At 64.4% G+C, this 19,957-nt stretch carries 16 protein-coding genes; 8 read left to right on the forward strand and 8 right to left on the reverse strand.

Features of this window, described 5'->3' with window-relative positions; genetic code table 11:
* The coding region (locus tag VG320_RS29475) for a TetR/AcrR family transcriptional regulator (RefSeq protein ID WP_327203625.1) at positions 1 to 157 on the reverse strand (157 nt) is incomplete at its 3' end.
* 114 nt (positions 158 to 271) lie between these two features.
* Here VG320_RS29475 and VG320_RS29480 point away from each other — a divergent pair.
* Positions 272 to 859: a 2-hydroxychromene-2-carboxylate isomerase gene (locus tag VG320_RS29480; protein WP_327203612.1), complete on the forward strand. Its 588-nt coding sequence runs from the start codon at positions 272 to 274 to the stop codon at positions 857 to 859.
* Between the two features lie 124 nt (positions 860 to 983).
* The gene (locus tag VG320_RS29485) at positions 984 to 2,138 is read left to right on the forward strand and encodes a CaiB/BaiF CoA-transferase family protein (RefSeq protein ID WP_327203613.1); all 1,155 of its coding nucleotides are present in this window, start codon (positions 984 to 986) and stop codon (positions 2,136 to 2,138) included.
* A 194-nt stretch (positions 2,139 to 2,332) separates the two neighbouring features.
* Here the strand turns inward: VG320_RS29485 and VG320_RS29490 are convergent, their stop codons facing one another.
* From VG320_RS29490 to VG320_RS29500, 3 genes are all read right to left on the reverse strand, one after another.
* The gene (locus tag VG320_RS29490) at positions 2,333 to 4,165 is read right to left on the reverse strand and encodes a feruloyl-CoA synthase (protein WP_414696161.1); all 1,833 of its coding nucleotides are present in this window, start codon (positions 4,163 to 4,165) and stop codon (positions 2,333 to 2,335) included.
* Between the two features lie 233 nt (positions 4,166 to 4,398).
* Positions 4,399 to 7,230 carry a LuxR C-terminal-related transcriptional regulator gene (locus VG320_RS29495; RefSeq protein WP_327203615.1) on the reverse strand — a complete coding sequence of 944 codons (2,832 nt, stop codon included), beginning with the start codon at positions 7,228 to 7,230 and terminating at the stop codon, positions 4,399 to 4,401.
* The gene (locus tag VG320_RS29500) at positions 7,155 to 7,544 is read right to left on the reverse strand and encodes a DUF2889 domain-containing protein (RefSeq protein ID WP_327203616.1); all 390 of its coding nucleotides are present in this window, start codon (positions 7,542 to 7,544) and stop codon (positions 7,155 to 7,157) included. Before VG320_RS29500 ends, VG320_RS29495 begins: the two co-directional genes overlap by 76 nt.
* 278 nt (positions 7,545 to 7,822) lie before the next feature.
* On the opposite strand from VG320_RS29500, the gene VG320_RS29505 reads away from it, so the two are divergent.
* The 4 genes from VG320_RS29505 (at position 7,823) to VG320_RS29520 (ending at position 11,142) form a co-directional block, all read left to right on the forward strand.
* Positions 7,823 to 8,938, forward strand: coding sequence for a porin (locus VG320_RS29505; RefSeq protein WP_327203617.1), 1,116 nt, complete (start codon positions 7,823 to 7,825; stop codon positions 8,936 to 8,938).
* Positions 8,939 to 9,020: 82 nt separating this feature from the next.
* On the forward strand, positions 9,021 to 9,371 hold the full coding sequence (locus VG320_RS29510; protein WP_327203618.1) for a BON domain-containing protein: 351 nt from the start codon (positions 9,021 to 9,023) through the stop codon (positions 9,369 to 9,371).
* A gap of 64 nt (positions 9,372 to 9,435) precedes the next feature.
* Positions 9,436 to 10,185: an electron transfer flavoprotein subunit beta/FixA family protein gene (locus VG320_RS29515; protein WP_327203626.1), complete on the forward strand. Its 750-nt coding sequence runs from the start codon at positions 9,436 to 9,438 to the stop codon at positions 10,183 to 10,185.
* 24 nt (positions 10,186 to 10,209) lie between these two features.
* Positions 10,210 to 11,142, forward strand: coding sequence for an electron transfer flavoprotein subunit alpha/FixB family protein (locus VG320_RS29520; protein WP_327203627.1), 933 nt, complete (start codon positions 10,210 to 10,212; stop codon positions 11,140 to 11,142).
* Between the two features lie 82 nt (positions 11,143 to 11,224).
* Here VG320_RS29520 and VG320_RS29525 read toward each other — a convergent pair whose 3' ends face one another.
* The 4 genes from VG320_RS29525 to VG320_RS29540 all read right to left on the reverse strand — a co-directional run bounded on the left by VG320_RS29525 (position 11,225) and on the right by VG320_RS29540 (position 16,037).
* The gene (locus VG320_RS29525; protein WP_327203619.1) at positions 11,225 to 12,646 is read right to left on the reverse strand and encodes an aldehyde dehydrogenase family protein; all 1,422 of its coding nucleotides are present in this window, start codon (positions 12,644 to 12,646) and stop codon (positions 11,225 to 11,227) included.
* Positions 12,647 to 12,678: 32 nt separating this feature from the next.
* A complete protein-coding gene (locus VG320_RS29530; RefSeq protein WP_327203620.1) occupies positions 12,679 to 13,593 on the reverse strand; it encodes a TauD/TfdA dioxygenase family protein in 915 nt (304 codons plus the stop codon).
* A gap of 23 nt (positions 13,594 to 13,616) precedes the next feature.
* Positions 13,617 to 14,924 (reverse strand): MFS transporter, encoded by a 1,308-nt coding sequence (locus VG320_RS29535; RefSeq protein ID WP_327203621.1) that lies wholly within the window; start codon positions 14,922 to 14,924, stop codon positions 13,617 to 13,619.
* 228 nt (positions 14,925 to 15,152) lie between these two features.
* Complete coding sequence (locus VG320_RS29540; protein ID WP_327203622.1) at positions 15,153 to 16,037, reverse strand: LysR family transcriptional regulator; 885 nt, start codon at positions 16,035 to 16,037, stop codon at positions 15,153 to 15,155.
* A gap of 129 nt (positions 16,038 to 16,166) precedes the next feature.
* On the opposite strand from VG320_RS29540, the gene argC reads away from it, so the two are divergent.
* Positions 16,167 to 17,108: an N-acetyl-gamma-glutamyl-phosphate reductase gene (gene argC, locus VG320_RS29545; RefSeq protein ID WP_327203623.1), complete on the forward strand. Its 942-nt coding sequence runs from the start codon at positions 16,167 to 16,169 to the stop codon at positions 17,106 to 17,108.
* A gap of 248 nt (positions 17,109 to 17,356) precedes the next feature.
* A partial coding sequence (gene benC, locus VG320_RS29550; RefSeq protein WP_327203624.1) for a benzoate 1,2-dioxygenase electron transfer component BenC occupies positions 17,357 to 19,957 on the forward strand: 2,601 nt, incomplete at its 3' end.

The following is a 19,957-nucleotide window of genomic DNA, read 5'->3' on the forward strand; positions in this document are numbered from 1 at the left end:
AGGGGAAGTGGGTATAGAACGCTGCGCCGCTCAAGCCGATCGACGCCATCAAGGCGTCGACCCCGGTGGACGCGAAGCCATCCTGCTTCGCAATTGCCCGGCTGCTCTCGATGAGCTTGCGTCGCGTTTCTTCCTTGTGAGAGCTCGAATAGCGCATGTCGAATTCCGGGTTGATTGAGCCGGCAGAATAGCATAACCGTCGTTCAGTTAAAGAGTGTTCATCTATCGCCTTGATCGATCAAAGCAAGGCATTGCATGGGGAGACAGACGCATGAAAACAGTCGAGTTTTACTTCGATTTTGGCAGCCCTGCGAGTTATCTCGCGTGGACCCAGTTACCGGCCATCGCGGCGCAATACGACGCCCGGCTCGTCTACCGGCCCGTCCTGCTGGGAGGCATCCATAAGGCGACCAACAACGCTTCGCCGGCCGCTATTCCTTCCAAGGGGGCGTGGATGCAGGTCGATCTCGCGCGTTTCGCGCGGCGCTATGGCGTTCAGTTCCAGCACAACCCGTATTTCCCGATCAACACGTTGATGCTCATGCGTGGCGCGACGGGCCTGCAGATGCAGGACGAGGCGCTTTTCCTGCGATATGTCGATGTGGTCTACCGCGCGATGTGGGAGCAGCCGCGCAATATGGCCGATCCGGCGATCATCGGGGAGGTACTCGCGGCGGGCGGCCTCGACGTGTCGCTGTTGTTGCAGTTGACGGAAAGTCCTGTCGTGAAGGCAAAGCTGAAGGAGGACACCGAGGCGGCGGTGGCGCGCGGCCTCTTCGGTGCGCCGACGATGTTCGTCGGCGACGAGATGTTCTTCGGGCAGGACCGGCTCGATTTCGTCAAGGAAGCGCTGGGCTAGCCGTCGCCATAGCCTACCCAGCCGGGGTGGGCGTTCCCGCAACGGTCTGCGCTTAACCTCTCAAATGGCCAAGGTGCGCTTGCGTTCGATCGCAAGCGCCACAACTCAAAAAGAGGGGATGAACATGGGTGTTCTAAGCGGAATTCGCGTGCTGGAATTCGAAGCGATCGGGCCTGCGCCGTTCGCCGTCATGCTGCTGGCCGATATGGGGGCCGACGTGCTTCGCATCGACCGGCCGCAGGCGCCCGAAGACCTCGGGCCAAAGCGCACGGGCAAGATCGTCAACGTGCCGGGGCGCGGCCGCCGCTCGGTCACGCTCGATCTCAAGGAGCCAGGCGCGATCGAGGCCGCGCTCGATCTGATGTCGACCGCCGATGTCGTGATCGAAGGCTTCCGGCCCGGCACGATGGAGCGGCTGGGGCTAGGGCCGGATGTGGCGCTGGCGCGCAATGCCCGGCTCGTCTATGGCCGTATGACCGGCTGGGGGCAGAGCGGGCCGCTCGCTGCGAGTGCGGGTCACGACCTCAACTACGTCGCCCTTTCTGGCGTGCTGTCGGGCATCGGCCGGGCGGGCGAAGCGCCCGTGCCCCCGCTCAACCTGGTGGGCGATTACGGCGGGGGCGGCATGTTGCTCGCGCTGGGCGTGGTCGCGGCGCTGCTGAACGTGCAGCGCGGCGGATGCGGCCAGGTCGTGGATGCGGCGATGGTCGAGGGCGCGGCGCAGTTGGGATCGGTCGTATGGGGATTGCTTGCTTCCGGGAACTGGACCGAACAGCGCGAGAGCAATCTGCTCGATGGCGGTACGCCCTGGTATGACAGTTACCGCACGAAAGATGGCCACTACATGTCGGTCGGCTCTGTGGAGTCCAGATTCTACGGACAACTGATCGAAAAACTTGGGCTCGCCAATGCGGATCTGCCGAAGCAGCATGACCGAAACGGCTGGCCCGTTCTGCGTGAACGGTTCAGCGCTGCGTTTCTGAGCCGTACGCGCGATGAATGGTGTGCGATCTTCGAAGGTTCCGATGCGTGCGTGGCGCCCGTGTTGAGCTTTTCGGAAGCGCCTTCGCATCCGCACAATCGTGCGCGCGCGAGCTTCGTGGAAGTCGCCGGTGTCGTGCAACCGGCCCCGGCGCCGCGCTTCTCGGCCACGCCTTCAGCCGCTGGCGCGCCCGCGCCGGAGCGAGGCGAGCGTGGTCGCGCGGCGCTGAGCGATTGGGGTTTCGACGCGGCTTCAATTGCGCGGTTGCGCGAGCTTGGACTCGGTTACCGCGATTGAAAAAGCAGCGAGGCGGGAAAGACCCGCCTCGCTCTTGCTGTCTCCTTCCTTGGTCGGCGGTCTGGATGGTGAGGGCAGGCGCCGTTCGCCATCGGGCTCGAACTTTTCCACCACGCGGCGGTCGTCTCGCAAGACGCTGCGGTTGATCTGCAGCTGGCTTTCCTGAACTGGATCGGTTGGGCAAGGCCCAGTGCTCAGGGCTGTACGGAGCGCGCGACATGCGCTGCAGGCTCAGCCAGATAGAGGTCGTCGATCAGATGGGCGCGGCGCGCCCGTGCGACAGCCTGATTGACATAGCCCTTGTCGGCAATTTCGTTGGCGTCCATCGAGGGCGGCTCGGCCATCAGCATGAGCCGCTGGATGGCGAGACTGGCTCCCTGTTCGCCCTGGCTTTGCAGGCGCCGGCTTAAGGCGTCGATCACGATCGGGTGCGCGGCAAGGGTGGCCGCGTCAAGGCCCGCGAGTTCGGGCGCGAGGCCTTGGCAGGCCGCGACGTTGGGCCATGCGAGCGCGCCAAGATATGCCTGATCGTGCCCGCAGATCACGGCATCGGCGAGCAGCGGCGCGCAGCTATCGAGCAGCGCGAGACGCACCGCGCCCGTGCGGACCCAGGTTCCGTTGGCGAGCTTGAAGTCTTCGACGACGCGGCCCGCGAACAGCATGCCCTGCGAGGGATCTTCGGGGTCGGCCAGGCGCACGGCGTCGCCCAGACGAAAGAAGCCTTCGTCGTCGAACGCGGCTGCGCTTAGCTCAGGATTCTTGATATAGCCGCTGAACACGTTCGCGCCGCGCATGCGGATCTCGTAGCGGCCGTCACCGCCTTCGAGCGGCAGCAGCTTGACCTCGGAACCCGGAACCGGCGTGCCGATATTGCCGGGCGTTGCGGTGGCCGAGCCGCAATAGGTGCCCATGCCGCTGGTTTCCGTGCAGGCGAGGCCGGTGAGGAACGCGATGCGCTCGCCGGAGACTCTCTCCGCGACGCGCTGGATACGCTCGCGCACCTCGACGGGCAGGCTCGCGCCGCCGTAGCCGAAGTAGTGGACCCTTGAGAACAGCTTCGCGGCGAGTTCGTCGTCGCGTTCGAGTTCATTGGCGAGCACCGTCCAGGCGGACGGCACGCTCGTGAAAATCGTGGGCGCGACGTCGCGGAGGTTGCGCACGGTGCGCTCGATCAGACCGGGCAAGGGCCGTCCGTCGTCGATATAGTGCGTCGCGCCGAACTGGATCGAGCGGCCAAGATTGAGCACGCCGCCAAGACCGTGATGCCACGGCAGCCAGTCGAGGAAGACGGGTTCGGTGTCGTTCAGGAAAGCGAGGTTATCGGCGAAATAGGCGGCGACCGCCTTGATATTGCGGTAACTCAGCGGTACGCCCTTGGGCACGCCGGTCGAGCCCGAGGTGAACAGGATGCGCGCGATGGAGTCGGGCTCGATGGCGGCGCGTGCGGCCGCCATCGCGCTGCGGTGCGCGGCATCGAGTTCGGTGCCTGCCAGTCTGGCCCAGGCGATCTGCTGGGCACCCGCACCGTGGACCGCGATCACCGGGGCGTTTGTGTCCTTGAGCGCGGCGAGCGCCCGTTCAAAGCGCGCCGGATCCTGCACGAAGAGCGCGGCAGGCGGCACCATCTCGCAGACGTTCTTCAGGCGCGCGAAGTCCTGGCTGAGCATCGCATAGGCCGGCGAAACCGGTGCGGTGGGAATCCCCACGTATTCGGCGGCAAGCAGGACGATGGCCTGCTCGATTGAATTTCCCGACAGCAACATGAGCGGCCGCGACTGCCCAAGACCCATGTCGAGCAGTGCAGCGGCGACTTTTTGCACCTGCTGCCACAGTTCGCTCCAGCTTAGCTTGCGCCAGGCGCCGTCGCTGTCGCGCTCGCAGAAAGCGGCGGTGTCGCCGCGTACGCGGGCCCAGCCTTCCAGGAAATCGGCGAAGCTGCATTGTGTGATAGCGGGAGGCGGGGCGGCGGGGCGAAGGATCAGGCTGCCGTCGCTGCGCCGCTCGACCAGGGTGCGTCGCACAGGCATATGTACTGGACGGACGGGAACCGTCTGCCGGGAATGGGCCATCGGCGTCATCGGGTGGCGTCTCCTTGGTGTGTGCTCACAGCCCTGCGGGCCGGGCACATCGGTTTGTTGGGGGCGTTATGCCAGCGCCTGGCGCATCGGGCGCAAACCCCATAAAACAGGATAGCCGCGCACCCGGACGCCCGAACCACCCGAACCGGGTAGCGCTAATGAGGGCGCCGGCAACGCGCGTTTTACGGCTCGAGGCCCCGATCGCGCATGCGGGCAACGGCTTCGTCGCGGCTCGATACGCCGAGCTTGCCGTAGATGTTCTTGAGGTGCCACTTGACCGTTTCCGGCGAGATGCCGAGGGTGCGGGCGATTTTCTTGTTCGGCAGGGTCTGGGCGAGCAGGCTGACCACCTTCGCCTCGCGCTCGCTGAGCGCATCGATGCCGGCCGGCGCTGCGCCGCCAGGCGCGACGGCAGCGAGCGTCGTGCCCGCGAGGCTCGCGGCGTGGACTTGCGCGTCCTTGAGCCGGTCCACGTAAAAGGCGAGCACCGGCTCGCCGGGTTCCTCGCTCACGACTTTGCTGGCGAAGTCCACGACGCCGGCACCCGCGTCGAGGAGGCTGCGTACGAGACCCAGACGGTGACCCAGACGCAGCGCGGCGAGCGCGCTCTGGCGCGCCGCGTCAGGACGTGAGCGCTGTAGATCGACGAGTGCCGACAGCATGCGCAAGCGCGCAACCTGATGCAGCCAGCCATGCTCGCCGCAGAAGCCGATCAGCGCGTGCAGATGCGCGACCGCGCCTTCGAAATCCTCGTGCGCGATGCACCAATGCACGCGCGCCTCCTCGGCGAGCGCATGGACTTCGCGCCACGTCAGCGGACGCGTGGGGCGCAAACGCGCCGCGATGGCGGCGAGCTGCATGAGGTCGGATTCGGCGTCGTCGAACTGTGCGCATTGCAGGTGGCGCTGAACCTGCGCCGCCAGGCTGTGGGCGGCAAGACGCGGCAGGTCGTGCCGCAGCGCGAATTCTTCGAGCCGCTCGAGGTACGCGAACGCGTCGAGCCGATGCCCCTCGACCCAGTGCGCAGCCGAAAGCACCTTGAGCACACGCAGCACGGAGTCGGGAATGGAGACGCGCTCCAGCACGTCGACGCGGTCCTCCAGCAGCTTGCGCGTGGCGGCGATATCGTTGAACTCGTAAAGCGCTTCGCCAAGTTGCGCGGCGGCGAAGCAGTCCGGCTCGGCGGCGCTCGCGCGCTGCTGGCTGGCTTGGGCGAGCACGTCGCGGCTGATGCGTTCGACTTGCGAGAACTGCCCTTCGAGCGCATAGCTGAAGCCCACCAGGCACCGCCCGTTGAGCACGCCCGCCGACGTGCCCATCAACGGCGAGCCGCCGATCAGCGGGCGTGTGGTATCGAGCTGCGCGGAACGGGCCAGCTCGTACTCGCCGCAACGCATGTGCAGCCACGAGAGCAGGTTGTTACGCGCGCCGATGAAGAAGCTGTCGGCGCCCGCCGGCGCGGCGAGCAGCGCCGGGAGGTGGGCCCGTGCGCTGTCCGGATCGTCGCGCTGGACGTCGACGGCCACACTCAGCAGCGTCAGCCGGTAGCGATCGTGCGGTGCATCGGCGGGAATGTCGGCTTTGAGGCGCGCGATGCTAGCTGCGCAGGCCGCGAAATCGCGTGCATACAGTTCGAGTTGCAGACGCCACAGACGCAGGCCGATATGAGCCTCGACCTGGGCATGCGGCAGCAGGCGGATGAGCGCGACGAGCTTGCGCAGGTCGCCCGCCACCTGGAGGTCGCGTGCCGCCTTGAGGACGAGGTCGGCGGCGGCGTCGGGCTGCCCGGCCTGCAGCGCGTGGCGCACTGCTTCGTCCGGCAGATCGTGATCGCGGAACCAGCGCCAGGCGGCGTCGTGCACGGCGCGCTGCGTCGCCTCGCTACGCTCGCGCAGGCGCTGGCGCAGCGTTTCGCGAAAGAGAGGATTGAGCCTGTACCACGTCTTGTTGCCGACCAGCTCGATCTGCGCAATGAACAGGTTGTCGGTTTCGAGCCGGTCGAGCAGGGCGGGGATCTCCGCAGACGACTGCTCGTCGCCGACCAGCGCGACGCACAGCGACGAGCACCAGCGCGCGCACACCGACGTGCGGATCAACAATTCGGTTTCGCTGGACGACAGACGCGAAAGCACTTCGCGATCGAAGTAGGCGGCGAATGCGCTGGCATCGTGCAAGGGGGCGTCGGCGACGGGCTGGCCGGCGCTTGTGCCTGCTCCGGTGGTGGAATGCGTGGCTGCTCCCGATGCCGCGCGGCGGCGCTTCAGGCGCATGGCGAAAAGCTGCAGTCCGGCCACCCAGCCATCGGTGGTCTCGTGCATCTCACGGGCGTCGTGTTCACTGACGTTGCCGAGTTGCGCGCGCAGGTATTCGGCGGACTCCTCGAACGTAAAGCGCAGGTCGCGCATGTCGAGTTCGAGCAACATGCCCTGGTCGCGCAGGCGCCCAAGCGAAATCGGGCAGGTGCCGCGCGAAACCAGCACGACGTGGAGATTGGGCGGCGCATAGTCGAGCAGCCATTGCAACGCCCGGTGGCTGCGCGCGTCGGTAATGTGATGCAGATCGTCGATGACGAGGGCAAGATCGCGCGTGCGGTTGCCGATGCCGCGCACCAGCGCGATAACGGTGCGCTCGACCGCTTCGTCGTCCATGCCGCGGCCGCCGAACAGGCTCGCCTCCTGGCAGATATCGGCATCGACCTGCGCGAGACTGGCCACCAGGCTGTCGATGAAACTCGCGAGACCATTGTCGTCCGGCGACAGCGTCAGCCACGCGAGATCGAAGCCGAGGGGGAGCAGGGCCTCACGCCAGGCGACCAGCAAGGTCGTCTTGCCGCAACCGGCCGGCCCCTGAACCAGAATGCAGCGTTTGCGCCGGGCTTCAATAAGCTTGTCGATCAGGCGCGTGCGCGCGACCGTACGCGTCTTGTTGCGCGGCGCCATTACGCGGGAAGCGACACCGGCGGCATCTTTCTTTTCGGGCCGGTTCGCATCGGGGAGATCTGAACGTTGCGGCATATGCGCGTGCGCTTTCCATTCGATGTGCCGCCGATGCCTGGCACGTCTGATGATCTGTGGAGGATCGCACCATTGTAGCGCACGCCGTGACGGCGCCAGGGCCGCAGCGTGGTCTGCAAGTTCGCCGCCGGATTGCCGGCTCCGTCCACGGTGATCGCGAGCCACCTATCGTGGCGTGCATTGCCCGCCGGCAGCAGCTTCAACAATAGTTGCGCGCGTTGACCTTTCGTGTCCGTCATACGGGTTTCGATGTCGTAGAGGCTGTCTTCGCGCGCGTGGCCGGTGCAGACAATCTGCCGCGTCCGGTGGTTCAAGCGGTGGCGCGATGTTCAATAGTGTCTGACAGACGCAATGCTGTCCCCACCCGCAGCGGGTAGTTGAGAGTCCGCGAAAGCCCGCGTCACTGTTGCCATGCCCGCCCCCTTGCCGCGCACGAATCTCAAATATCTCGGGTATTCCCGTTCCCACCCCGTTCGGGTAGTTGAGCCTTTCGCAATGGCTGCAACACTGCGCCGCAGGTGCTGGACAAGGCCGACAGGTTCCACATTCGCCGCATCCATTCGATGCGGTCAGACAAAAAGAGGAGACGTGCATGCGATTGATGAGCCAGAGCATTTGCGGGGCCGCAGCAGCGCTGATTGCGACAAGCGCGGCGGCACAGTCCAGCGTGACGCTGTACGGTGTGGCCGATGTGTTTTTCCAATATCTCGAAAACGGCGCTAACCATTCATATTCGATGCGCAGCGGAGGTAACACGGGGTCGATGATGGGCCTGAAGGGCACCGAAGATCTTGGCAATGGGCTGAAAGCCGCATTCGATGTCGAGAGTGGTTTCAACATCAACAATGGCGCGCTATTCGCCGACACCACCGCGCTGTTCTATCGGCAGGCATGGGTCGGACTGAACCACGAAAAATACGGTTCGCTGACATTCGGTCGCCAGTATCAGCCGACTTTCTGGGTCGTCTATCCGACCGATCCGTTCCGCGGCAACGAAGTGCTGTCGCCGCTTTCGGCGGGCGTGCTGGCAGTCGATCGCAATACGCTCGCCACTCAGGCGGTCACGGGCCGCACCAGCAATTCCGTGCTCTACAAATCGCCGAATGTGGGCGGGTTCCAGCTCTACGCGATGTACGGCTTTGCCGCCACCGTCACGCAGCCGGTGCCGGAGAAATCGGGGAATACGCTCGACCTCGGTTTGTCGTACTCGGGTTACGGCCTGTATGCGGGTCTCGCGTACCAGTTCCAGCATTCCGGTACCGAAACCTATCCGGGGCTGCCCGCCGCGCTCAATCTGGTGGATACCGAACATTACACAGGTGCGCTCGGCTATCGCATCGGCATCGTCAACCTGCAGTTCAATTACAGCTACAACCGGCCGCACGACGCGGCCGCGCACTCGCTCGCCGCTGTGTTGGGGGCCGCCAGGTCCAACAGCCTGATGGAATTTGGCGCGACGATCCAGGCGACGCCGGCCGACGCCATCATGGTCGCCGGCTTCGAACGCAACGTGCGCGGCGTGCACGACAACACGCCGGGCGTAGAAGTCGGCGCCGATCACAGCTTGTCCAAGCGCACCTCGCTCTACATGCGCGCGGGCTATATGAGGAACAACGGCGCTGCGACGATGAGCTGGCCGGGTGTCACCGGCGCGGGAACCGGTACGACTCAGGTGCTTGGCGTCGTCGGCATGACGCACCGCTTTTGATCATCGGCGACCGGCGCAGTCCCGCCAACGGGGCGGGCGCCGCGCCTGCGCATAACACTCCACGAATCAGGGAGATTCTTTTATGAAGATCGCAAGAACCGGTCAGACGATTTTGTTCGGCATGCTGATGATGTGTGCGCTTGGCGCGCATGCCCAGAGCGAAGCTTCCTCGTCGCCCGCGCCGATGGCGAGTTCCAGTGGCGCGACGTCGTCGAAGGCCGCCGACCGCGCGCTGCGCCGCCGCGTGCTGACCGCGCTGGGCAAGGCAAAGGGTCTGCAAACGAGCGGTATCACCGTCCGTGCGCATGACGGCGCCGTGCTACTCGAAGGCTGGGTGCCCGAGCAGGCCCAGATCGACCAGGTGTCGCAGATCGTCGCAGCGGTGCAGGGCGTGACTTCGGTGAAAAACACGCTAACGCTTTCGACGTTCTGACGCGGCGCGAGCGGCGCAAGCGGCGTGGGGGTAAAGCGTCAACCAACGAATGAAGGGGATGAAATTGAAAGTCATGGTTGCAGTAAAACGCGTGGTGGACGCCAATGTGAAGGTCGGCGTCAGGTCGGACGGCATGGGCGTTGACATCGCCAGTGTGAAAATGTCGATCAATCCATTCGATGAAATTGCCGTGGAGGAAGCGGTGCGCCTGAAAGAAGCGGGCGTGGCGAGTGAGATCATTGCGGTTTCCTGTGGTGTTTCGCAGGCTCAGGAAACGCTGCGCACGGCCCTGGCGATGGGCGCCGATCGCGCGGTGCTGATCGAATCCAGTGACGAGATGCAGCCGCTGGCCGTAGCGAAGCTTTTGAAAGCGCTGATGGACAAAGAGCAGCCTTCGCTGATCATCCTGGGCAAGCAAGCCATCGACGACGATTCGAATCAGACCGGCCAGATGCTGGCTGCGCTGGCCGATCTGCCGCAAGCGACTTTCGCTTCGAAGATCACGGTTGCAGGCGGCAAGGCTACGGTTGCGCGTGAAGTCGACGGCGGCGCTCAAACGCTCTCGCTGACGTTGCCCGCGGTCGTCACGACGGACCTGCGCCTGAACGAGCCGCGCTACGTCACGCTGCCGAACATCATGAAGGCGAAGAAGAAGCCGCTGGAAACGATCACGCCATCGGATCTGGGTGTCGACGTCACGCCGCGTCTGAAAACGCTCAAGGTTGCGGAGCCGCCGAAGCGAACGGCCGGCGTGAAAGTCGCCGACGTCAACACGCTGGTCGAAAAGCTCAAGACCGAAGTCAAAATTCTGTAAGGATGGCGAAACAAAATGACGAATCTGGTGAATCTGGTAATTGCGGAACATGACAATCAGTCGATCAAGGCGGCAACGCTGAACACGGTTGCTGCCGCACAGAAGATCGGCGGCGACGTGCATGTGCTGGTCGCTGGCCACAACGCGCAAGCTGCGGCTGACGCAGCGGCGAAGATCGCAGGCGTTGCGAAGGTGCTGCTCGCCGACGCGCCGCAACTCGCGCAGGGTCTCGCTGAGAACGTCGAGGCGACCGTTCTGGGCATCGCGAAGAACTACTCGCACATCCTGGCTCCGGCAACGGCAGCGGGCAAGAACGTGACGCCGCGTATCGCCGCGAAGCTGGACGTCGCTCAAATCAGCGATATCACGGCTGTGGACTCGCCGGATACGTTCGAGCGTCCGATCTATGCAGGTAACGCCATCGCGACGGTGCAATCGGCGGATCCGGTCAAGGTCATCACGGTTCGTACGACGGCGTTCGACGCGGTGGCAGCCGTTGGCGGCAGCGCATCGGTCGAAATGCTGGAAGCCGCGGCCGGCACCGGAAAATCGGCGTTCGTTGGCAGCGAAATCACAAAGCTCGACCGTCCGGAACTTACGAGCGCGAAGATCGTCGTTTCGGGTGGCCGTGGTCTGGGCAGCGCCGAGAACTACACGCAAGTGCTCGAACCGCTGGCAGACAAGCTCAACGCGGCACTTGGCGCATCGCGCGCCGCTGTGGACGCGGGCTACGTGCCGAACGACTATCAGGTGGGGCAGACCGGCAAGATCGTCGCGCCGCAGTTGTATGTTGCGGTCGGCATCTCGGGTGCGATCCAGCATCTGGCGGGCATGAAGGGTTCGAAGGTCATCGTCGCGATCAACAAGGACGAAGAAGCACCGATCTTCAGCGTGGCCGATTACGGTCTTGTCGGCGATCTGTTTGCGGTCGTGCCGGAACTGGCCGCGACTATCTGAGCAGAAATGCAAAAGGTCCGGCAAACGCCGGACCCGTCATTAAAGCGCGCGGCGTTCGCCGCGCGCTTTGTCGCATCCTTCGTCAAATCGTTACCGACTTGCACTCGAGAAATTCCTCAAGCCCTTCGGCGCCATATTCGCGACCATTGCCGGACATCTTGTAGCCGCCGAACGGCACGTTGACATCGAGCATGGCGCCGTTGATACGCACCGAGCCCACACGCAGGCGCGCGGCGACCTTGCGGGCGCGCTCCGGGCTGCCGGAGGCAACATAGGCCGCCAACCCATAGACGCTGTCGTTGGCAATGCGGATTGCGTCCTCTTCGTCTTCGTAGGGAATCATCGTCAGTACGGGGCCGAAGATTTCTTCGCGCGCAATCGCCATGTCGTTGTGCACGTTGGCGAAGATGGTCGGCCGCGTGTAGAAGCCACGCGGCAGTCCCTCGGGTCGACCGGGGCCGCCTGCCGCCACGCGTGCGCCTTCCTCGATTCCCGTCGCGATCATCCTTTGAACCTTTTCGTACTGCAGACGGTTCGAGATCGGGCCCATGCGCGTGGCGGGATCGGTGGGGTCGCCCACGGTCAGGGCGTTCGCGGTAGTCGCCGCGATCGCCACGGCTTCTTCGTAGCGCACGCGCGGCACCAGCATGCGGGTAGGCGCCACGCAGGTCTGGCCGGAATTCGCCATGCACTGCGCGACGCCGCCCGAGACGGCGATCTGCAGGTCTGCATCGTCGAGGACCAGCAAAGCCGACTTGCCGCCCAGTTCCTGAGCCACGCGCTTGACGGTGGGGGCGGCACTGATCGCGACCTCGACGCCCGCGCGGGTCGAACCGGTGATCGAGACCATATCGACATCGGCATGGGTGGCCAGTCGCGTGCCAACCACACGGCCTTCGCCGAACACCATGTTGAACACGCCTGCGGGCGTGCCCGCCTCGTGCATGATTTCGGCGAAGATGATCGCATCGAGCGGCGCGATCTCCGAAGGCTTGAGCACCACGGTGCAGCCCGCGGCAAGCGCGGGCGCGACCTTGGCCACGATCTGGTTAAGCGGCCAGTTCCACGGCGTGATGAGTGCGGCCACGCCCACAGGCTCGCGGCGCACCGTGCTGTTGCCATGCGTGGTTTCGAACGCATAGTCGCGCAAGGTGTCCAGCGCCGCGCGCAGGTGCGCAAGACCAATCGGCGCCTGCAGCACATTGCACAGCGAAATGGGCGCGCCGATTTCCTTGCATACCGCCTGTGCAATCTCGGGCAGGCGTCGCTGATAGATCCCGGCGATCCGTTCAAGCAGCGCCATGCGCACTTCGCGGCTCGATTCGGACCAGTGCGGGAAGGCGTTGCGTGCTGCGGCGATTGCGCGATCGGCATCTTCGATCGTGCCCATCGCCAGCTTGCCGGACGGCTCTTCCGTAGCCGGATCGACGATGTCGAAAAAGGTGGCGCCGGGCAACGGTTCGAGCCATTCGCCGCCGATATAGAAACGGTTCAACAATCTCATAGCGTGCTTCCTTGTAGTGAGGTGCGTGCCGTTCAGACCGGACGGTTGCCGATCACCGTCGCGCGCATCATCTGGCGCACGGCCGGGAAATAGTCCTGGATGGCGTAGTGCTGGCACGAGCGGTTGTCCCAGAACGCAATCGTGTTCGGACGCCACTTCAGGCGCACCTGATACTCCGGCGCCTGGGCCTGGCGCAACAGATACTGGAGCAGATCCAGTTCCGCCAGCTTGAAGTCGAAGCCCACGCGATACCGGTCCACCGTCTTGTGGCCATAGTTGACCAGGTGCGTGGTGAACGCTTCGTTCACGTAGAGGATCTTCTCGCCGGTTTCGGGATGCGTGCGCACGACCGGGTGGATGGCCGGCGGGAAACGCTTGCGCATTTCGTCGTGCTGGTCCTCCGGCACAACGATGCCGAACAGCGGCAGAAAATCGTGCGCGGCCTTGAGGTCGGCGATCTGCGTCTTGACATCGTCGGGCAGGTTTTCATAAGCGGCCACCATGTTGATCCACATGGTGTCGCCGCCCACTTCGGGACACTGCACGCAGCGCAGCATCGAGCCCATCGACGGAACCTCGCGCCACGACACGTCGGAGTGGTAGAGATTCTCGCGTCCGCGTTTCGACTCGCCGCGGCCGAGGACCGCGAGTTCCGGATGATCGGGATGATGCGGGAAGGTGGGGTGCACTTCCAGCTCGCCGAAGCGGCGCGCGATGGCGACGTGCTGGGCCGGGCTGATGTCCTGATCGCGGAAGAACAGGACCTTGTATTTCAACAGCGCGCGACGCAGCGCGAGATACGTCGCGTCGTCGAGCGGCTCGCGCAGGTCGATGTCCGCGATTTCGGCGCCGATCGTCGGGGTCTGGCGAATGACGGTGAAAGGCCAGCTTTCGGCTTGCGCCACGCTGGCCGAGGTCTCGCTACGGGCGCTGAGGGTTGCTTCCATGTCATATCTCCATAAGTTTCACATCAGACGGTGAGTGGCGCCGCATCGCGGTTGAACAGGCGCAGCGATCGCTCGGGATGGAGCCAGCGCAGCGCCACGAGGGCCGCGACGATCAGCAGCACCGCCGTCACGACGATGCCGGACTCGTAGGCATGACTGCCCGCGTTCGCGTGCGACTCCACGAGCCGGCCCATCGCGACGGGGCCCACGGCGGCGCCCAGGCTGGCAACGGCGGTATTGATCGCGATGACCGAACCGCGCTGGGCGGCCGGGACCATCTCCGCGAGCATGGCGGGTGCGACAGAAAGGCATAGCGTGGGCAGCGCCCCGGCGACGGCGTAGAAGAGCACCTTCTGGACGGGCGTCAGGTCCAGCGTTGCCAGTGCGATGAACAGCAGCGCGCCGCCCATCATGGCGAAGCTGGAGAGACGCACACGTGCGTCGCGGCTGGTCGCGCCGCGTCGCATCATGCGCTGCGACAGCACGCTCAAGCCGATGTTGACGGGCGCCGCGAAGGCGATGACGAGCGCAAACCAGCGGCCCGACGCGATGCTGCTAAATCCGAGACCTTTTTCCAGGTAGGTGGGTAGCCAGGTGACGGTCTGGCCGAGCAGCCAGTAGGCCGCGAAGCCGAGCAGGAATACGCAGAGCACCGACGCATCGGTCAGTATCCTGAGATACGGCAGGCGCTCTGGCGCGAGGCTGGCCGGATCCGCATCGAGAGAATGGTTTTTGCGCATGCGCTCGGCAAGCGTGCCTTCGCGGCCGAGGCACAGCCACAGCACGCACCAGACGCAACCGACCGCGGCGAGCACAAAGAAGTTGGCGCGCCAGCCCCAATGCAGCGTGATGAGCGGAATGCCGAGACCGGCCAGGATCATGCCGAGGATGGCGCCTTGATTGATGACGGCCACCGGCACGCTGCGCTTCTGGTCGGGAAACCATTTGAACAGCGCGTGAACGGAGGTCGGAAACGAGGGGCCTTCGGCCGCACCGAGCAGCACCCGGCAGAACAGCAGCGCGGACACGCTGCCGGTAAAGGCTTGCGGTAACTGGAGAATCGACCAGCTTGCGCCCATCGCAAGCAGGATCCAGCGCGTCGCGATGCGGTTCGACAGGAAGCCGACGATGATCGTCGAGGTGGAGAACAGCCAGAAGAAACTGCCCGCGACGACGCCGAAGCGGACGGGCGACAGATGCATATCGGCCATGAGCGGCACGGCGACCATGCCGAGCACGATCTTGTCCAGAAAGTTGATCATGGCGAGGCCCGTGAGCAGGACCGTGATGGTCCAGGCGGACTTGGGCCGGTAATCGGTGGATACGGACATGCACGGTCTCCTGGGGGGGCGTTGCCGGGCGCAAGCGGAACGTGGCGGCGCGGCGGACGACACGACGTGTCGCCGCGCAGGCTTGGGCAGTTGCTGAGGTTAGGAGCCGTGGGTCTGCGGGTGACCACCCGCAGTGGGGAGGGGCGGGAAAGCCCTGAGGGTTGGGGGCGCGGATTGGCTTTGACGCCTGATGCCGTATTCGCAGAAGACGCCAAAGTTTATGCGCTGCTACCTCAATCGCAAATCCCACAACACGTCCAGTACGTGTTGCGTCGAACGCTCAACGTGACCGGCACGGTGCGCGATACCGAGCCGTCGCCACAACGCCGGGCGCAGCGGGCGCATGACAATGCGCGGGTCGGGCAATGGCGTAGTGGCCTCATGGGGCAACAGGGTCGCGCCATAACCTGCGGCTACCAGACTCTTGATCGCGTCGTTGTAGTTGAGCTGGATGCGCGGCGCGGGATGGTGCCCTGCGCTCGCGAACCACTGCGCAGTCAGCCGCGAGAGACGCGTGGTCGAGTCGTTGAGAATAAGCGCCTGGGCGGCGAGCCACTCAGGGGTCACGCGGGCCGGGCAATGCCAATGCGCCGGCACAAAGGCCATCACCGGGTCGCGGCGCCAGGGTTTTATCACGAGTCCGGCAACCGGCGGTTGAGGCAGCGCGATCAGCCCGACATCGAGTGTTCCCTCCGCCAGCCGGGACAGGGTTTCCTGCGAAGTCAGCACCGCAATCTGAATGTCGATGGCGGGATGATGCTTGCGCAGGACCTCCAGTGCTTGCGGCAGCAGGTGCGCGATCACACCCGTGGACGCACCAAGACGCGCACGCCCTTCAAGCCCCTCCACCTGGCGTTGAATATCGTCTAGCGCCTGCTCCGCGTCCGCCAGCAGCCGGCGCGCGCGCTCCACCAGCACTTCGCCTATCGACGTCGGTCCTACGTGTCCGCGTTTGCGTAACAGGAGCGGAGCCCCAACGCGGTCTTCGAGTTCGGCAATGTGGAGACTGACCGTTGGCGGCGCCAGGTGCAATGCACGCGCCGCATCGGCAAATGAGCCGCGCTCGGCAACGGCGACCAGCGTGCGCAGGCGGTCCAGGCTGATCTCTCGCATGACGGCGTCCTGATTCAGAAAAACTGAATGTGAGCGTTATGAAATGCAACTTTCTCTATTCTAGCCATCAGCGCAACATAGAGGCACGTTTTCCCCGATACACCCCCTATTCAGCGGAGTCATTCACGCATGAGCACTCCTGTAGTTTTCATCGACGGCGACCAGGGCACCACCGGGCTGCAAATTCACGACCGCCTGCGCAACCGGACCGACATCAGACTGTTCACACTCGCCGCAGCGGAGCGCAAAGATCCGCTGCGGCGCGCCGAAGCCATCAACGCCTGCGACATTGCCATCCTCTGTCTGCCGGACGCCGCCGCGCGGGAGGCAGTGAGCGCCATCGTTAATCCTGAGGTTCGGGTAATCGACGCAAGCTCCGCTCACCGCACACGGCCGGACTGGACTTATGGTTTTCCGGAAATGACGCCGGGGCAGACCGGGCAGACCGGGCAGATCGCAAACGCAAGTCGCGTCACCAATCCGGGTTGTTATCCGACCGGTGCAGTTGGCCTGCTGCGTCCGCTGGTGCAGGCCGGGCTTTTGCCGGACGATTACCCGGTCAGCATTCACGCGGTATCCGGCTATTCAGGACGAGGCCGTGCCGGAGTGGAGGAGCATGAGGGGCCGGGCGCCGTCAGCGCACCTGCATACCAGATCTATGGACTGGAACTCGCGCACAAACACACGCCGGAGATCCAGCAACACGCCGGGCTTGCGCAGCGTCCTGCTTTTGTGCCGGCATACGGCGCGTTCCGCCAGGGCATTGTGCTGACGGTGCCGCTGGCGTTGCGCCTGCTGCCAGCCGGCGTGGATGGCGCCACGTTACACGCATGTCTCGCGCGCCACTATGCCGGGGCAACTCACGTTAGCGTCTTGCCGCTGCACGAATCGAGTGCCTTGAAACAGCTTGACCCGCAAGTGCTCAACGGTACGAACGACATGCACTTGGGCGTGTTTCACGACCTGCAACATGAGCATGTCCTGCTATCAGCCGTATTCGATAACCTTGGCAAAGGCGCATCCGGCGCTGCGGTTCAGAACCTGGACCTCATGCTCACGCGGCAATCGTGACCAGCGGCGCGGGCGAAGGCTAAGCGCAGGGCCGCACGCCAAACGCGCAGAAACGCTGCACCGCGTTGCGCGTCGAGCGCGAGGTAATGGGTGGGCTCCAGTCACGATGCACGTTTTGTCCGGGCAAACGTCATCTCTGTCCATTGAGGGGAATGCAGCGGCGGCTCTAAATTGGTGTCACTAAACCCAGCCCGACCGCACCGCCAGCAGAACCTGCAGGTTCGGGCGCCCCTGGAGGAGACACCAACATGGCCCATCAGATCACCGTCCGTTTCGAGGACGGCGTGACCCGTTTCATCGAGTGCGAAGAAAGCGAGCGCATCACCGACGCCGCCATTCGCGCGAGGATCGCTATTCCGCTCGACTGCCGCGATGGCGTCTGTGGCACCTGCAAGGCGGTCTGCGAGTCCGGCGAGTATGTGCTGGGCGACTGCGTGGAAGATGCGCTCAGCCAGGATGAGGCGAGCGAGCGCAAGGTCCTCACCTGCCAGATGAGCCCGCGTTCCGCTTGCGTGATCCAGATCGCCGCGAACGCCGATGCGTGCGGCCCCGGTCCGTCCTCACACAAAGGCCGGATCGTCGCCTGCCAGCAAGCATCGGAAACCACGATCGCCTTCTCGGTCGAACTGGAGAATCGCGCGGATCTCAGCTTCCTTCCCGGGCAGTACGTCAACATCCGGGTGCCCGGCACCGATCAGACGCGGTCCTACTCCTTTAGCTCCGGGCCGTCTGCGACGCATCTGTCCTTTCTTGTGCGCAATGTGCGTCACGGGGCGATGTCGAGCTGGCTTTGCGAATCCGCCAAGGCCGGGGACGCAATCGAATTTCGCGGTCCTATGGGCAGTTTCTACCTGCGTCCCATTGAGCGCCCGCTGCTGTTTCTGGCTGGTGGCACCGGCCTCGCGCCGTTTCTCTCGATGCTGGACAAGATCGTCGACGAGGGCGGCAGCCGCTATCCGATCCATCTGATCCTGGGTGTCAATAACGACGAGGATCTGGTGGGTATCGACCGGCTCGAAACCTTTGCGCAGCGCCTGCCGAACTTCACCTGGGCCTGCACGGTGTCCAGCCCCGACAGCGCCCATCCCAACAAGGGCTACGTCACGCAACACATCGTTCCCTCCCAGCTCAACGACGGCGATGCGGACATCTACCTTTGCGGTCCGCCGCCGATGGTCGATGCAGTGCGCGATTTTCTCGCGGCGCGAGGGCTGACGCCGCGCAACTTCTACTACGAGAAGTTCGCTGGCACGGGCCTTGTGGTGCAAACCGGCGAGGAGCATATCGCGCCTGTCGATCTTGACGAAGCCTTCGACCTGCGCATGGCGCTGGAGTTAGGGGCGGCGCAACTGACCATGGGCCGACTGTCGAGCGGGCAGTTGACCCGCTTGCGCCAGCTTGCCGAGGCGAGCGCGCCGTTTGTGGCCGGGCAGCGCTTTACCGACGTTGCGCGCTACATCGAGGCCAACCACGCCTTTCACATGTTCACGATCGAGGCTTCGGGCAACGCGCAACTGATTGCGCTCTACCGTCAACTGGCCGTGCACGACTATATCGCCCGCGCGCTGACCGACCAGATCGAGATTGTCGGCGACATCGTCCAGCAGCACCGGGACATCGTCCGCGCGTTCGAACTGGGCGACCTGAACATGGCGCGAGACGTGATCGCGCTGCATACGCTTCATTCCAGGGCCACCATGAGCCGGGCGCTGGAGCGGATGGTTCGAGGCAGGGCGGCACCCACGACGACCGTCTCCGCGCCTGCTACGACTGTAGAGCCGCAGAGCACGCCTGCGGTCTGCCCATTCACGGGGACGACACTTCCGGCGTATTCACACGAACTCGACTGGCCCGAGGGGCTCGCGCCATTCAAGGTGGTCGATGACGGCTCGCAAGGCGACCCGTACGAACACTATCGCTGGATGCGCGAGCATGCGCCGGTGCTGCGGTGTCAGTCGGCGACTTCGGATGTATGGTTCCTCTCGCGCTATGACGACGTTTATCAGGCAATTCGCAATCCGAAACTATTTTCATCTGAGGTCGTCAGCCCGCCGCCATTGACGTTCCTGACTCTGTTCGACGCGCCCGATCATTCGCGCTTGCGCAAGGTCGTCCAGCCGTCGTTTCTGCCACTGTCGCTCGATCCCTTCATCGGGCAGATAGAGCAACGGGCCGAGCATCTGCTCGACGCGATGATCGCCAAAGGCGGCGGCGACGTCGTTGACGATTTCGCCATCCCGCTCAGCATCTCGACGATCTCCGCGATGATCGACGTGCCGAACGAGGATGAGGAGAAGATGAAGTTCTGGTCGGACGAAACCTTCAGCTACTTCGGGCGCCTCGCGCGCAATGCGCCGGGAACCGGCACCGACGAGCAAAGCGCGCAGGCTTTCTTCGCATACCTGAAGGAAGCGATGGAGCGGCTCGCGCTCACCAATAGCCAGTCGATCGGCGGCCATATCGCGCGCATGTGGAAGGACGGCCTGCTTTCGGAAAAGGAAGCCAAGGAGTTGTGCGCCTTCGTCTTTATCGCCGGGCACGACACGACCACGATTCTTGTTGCCAACGCCTTTCGCATGTTCACCGGGCAGCCGCACTTGCTGGAACGTATCCGCGCAACGCCCGCCGACGCCGATCGTTTCGTTGAGGAGGTGGCGCGCTATCGTGGCACCGTCCAGCGCGTGAGCCGTATCACCACGGAAGCGACCACCGTTGCGGGCGTCGATCTGCCCAAAGGCGCAGTGGTGCGATTGTTGCTCTCGGCTGCGAACCGCGATAGCCGAAAATTTGCCGACGGCGAGACTTTCGACATCGATCGCGATTCCAGCGGTCATCTGGGTTTCGGCAAC

Source organism: Paraburkholderia sp. (genome assembly GCF_035948235.1).
Classification (GTDB): domain Bacteria; phylum Pseudomonadota; class Gammaproteobacteria; order Burkholderiales; family Burkholderiaceae; genus Paraburkholderia.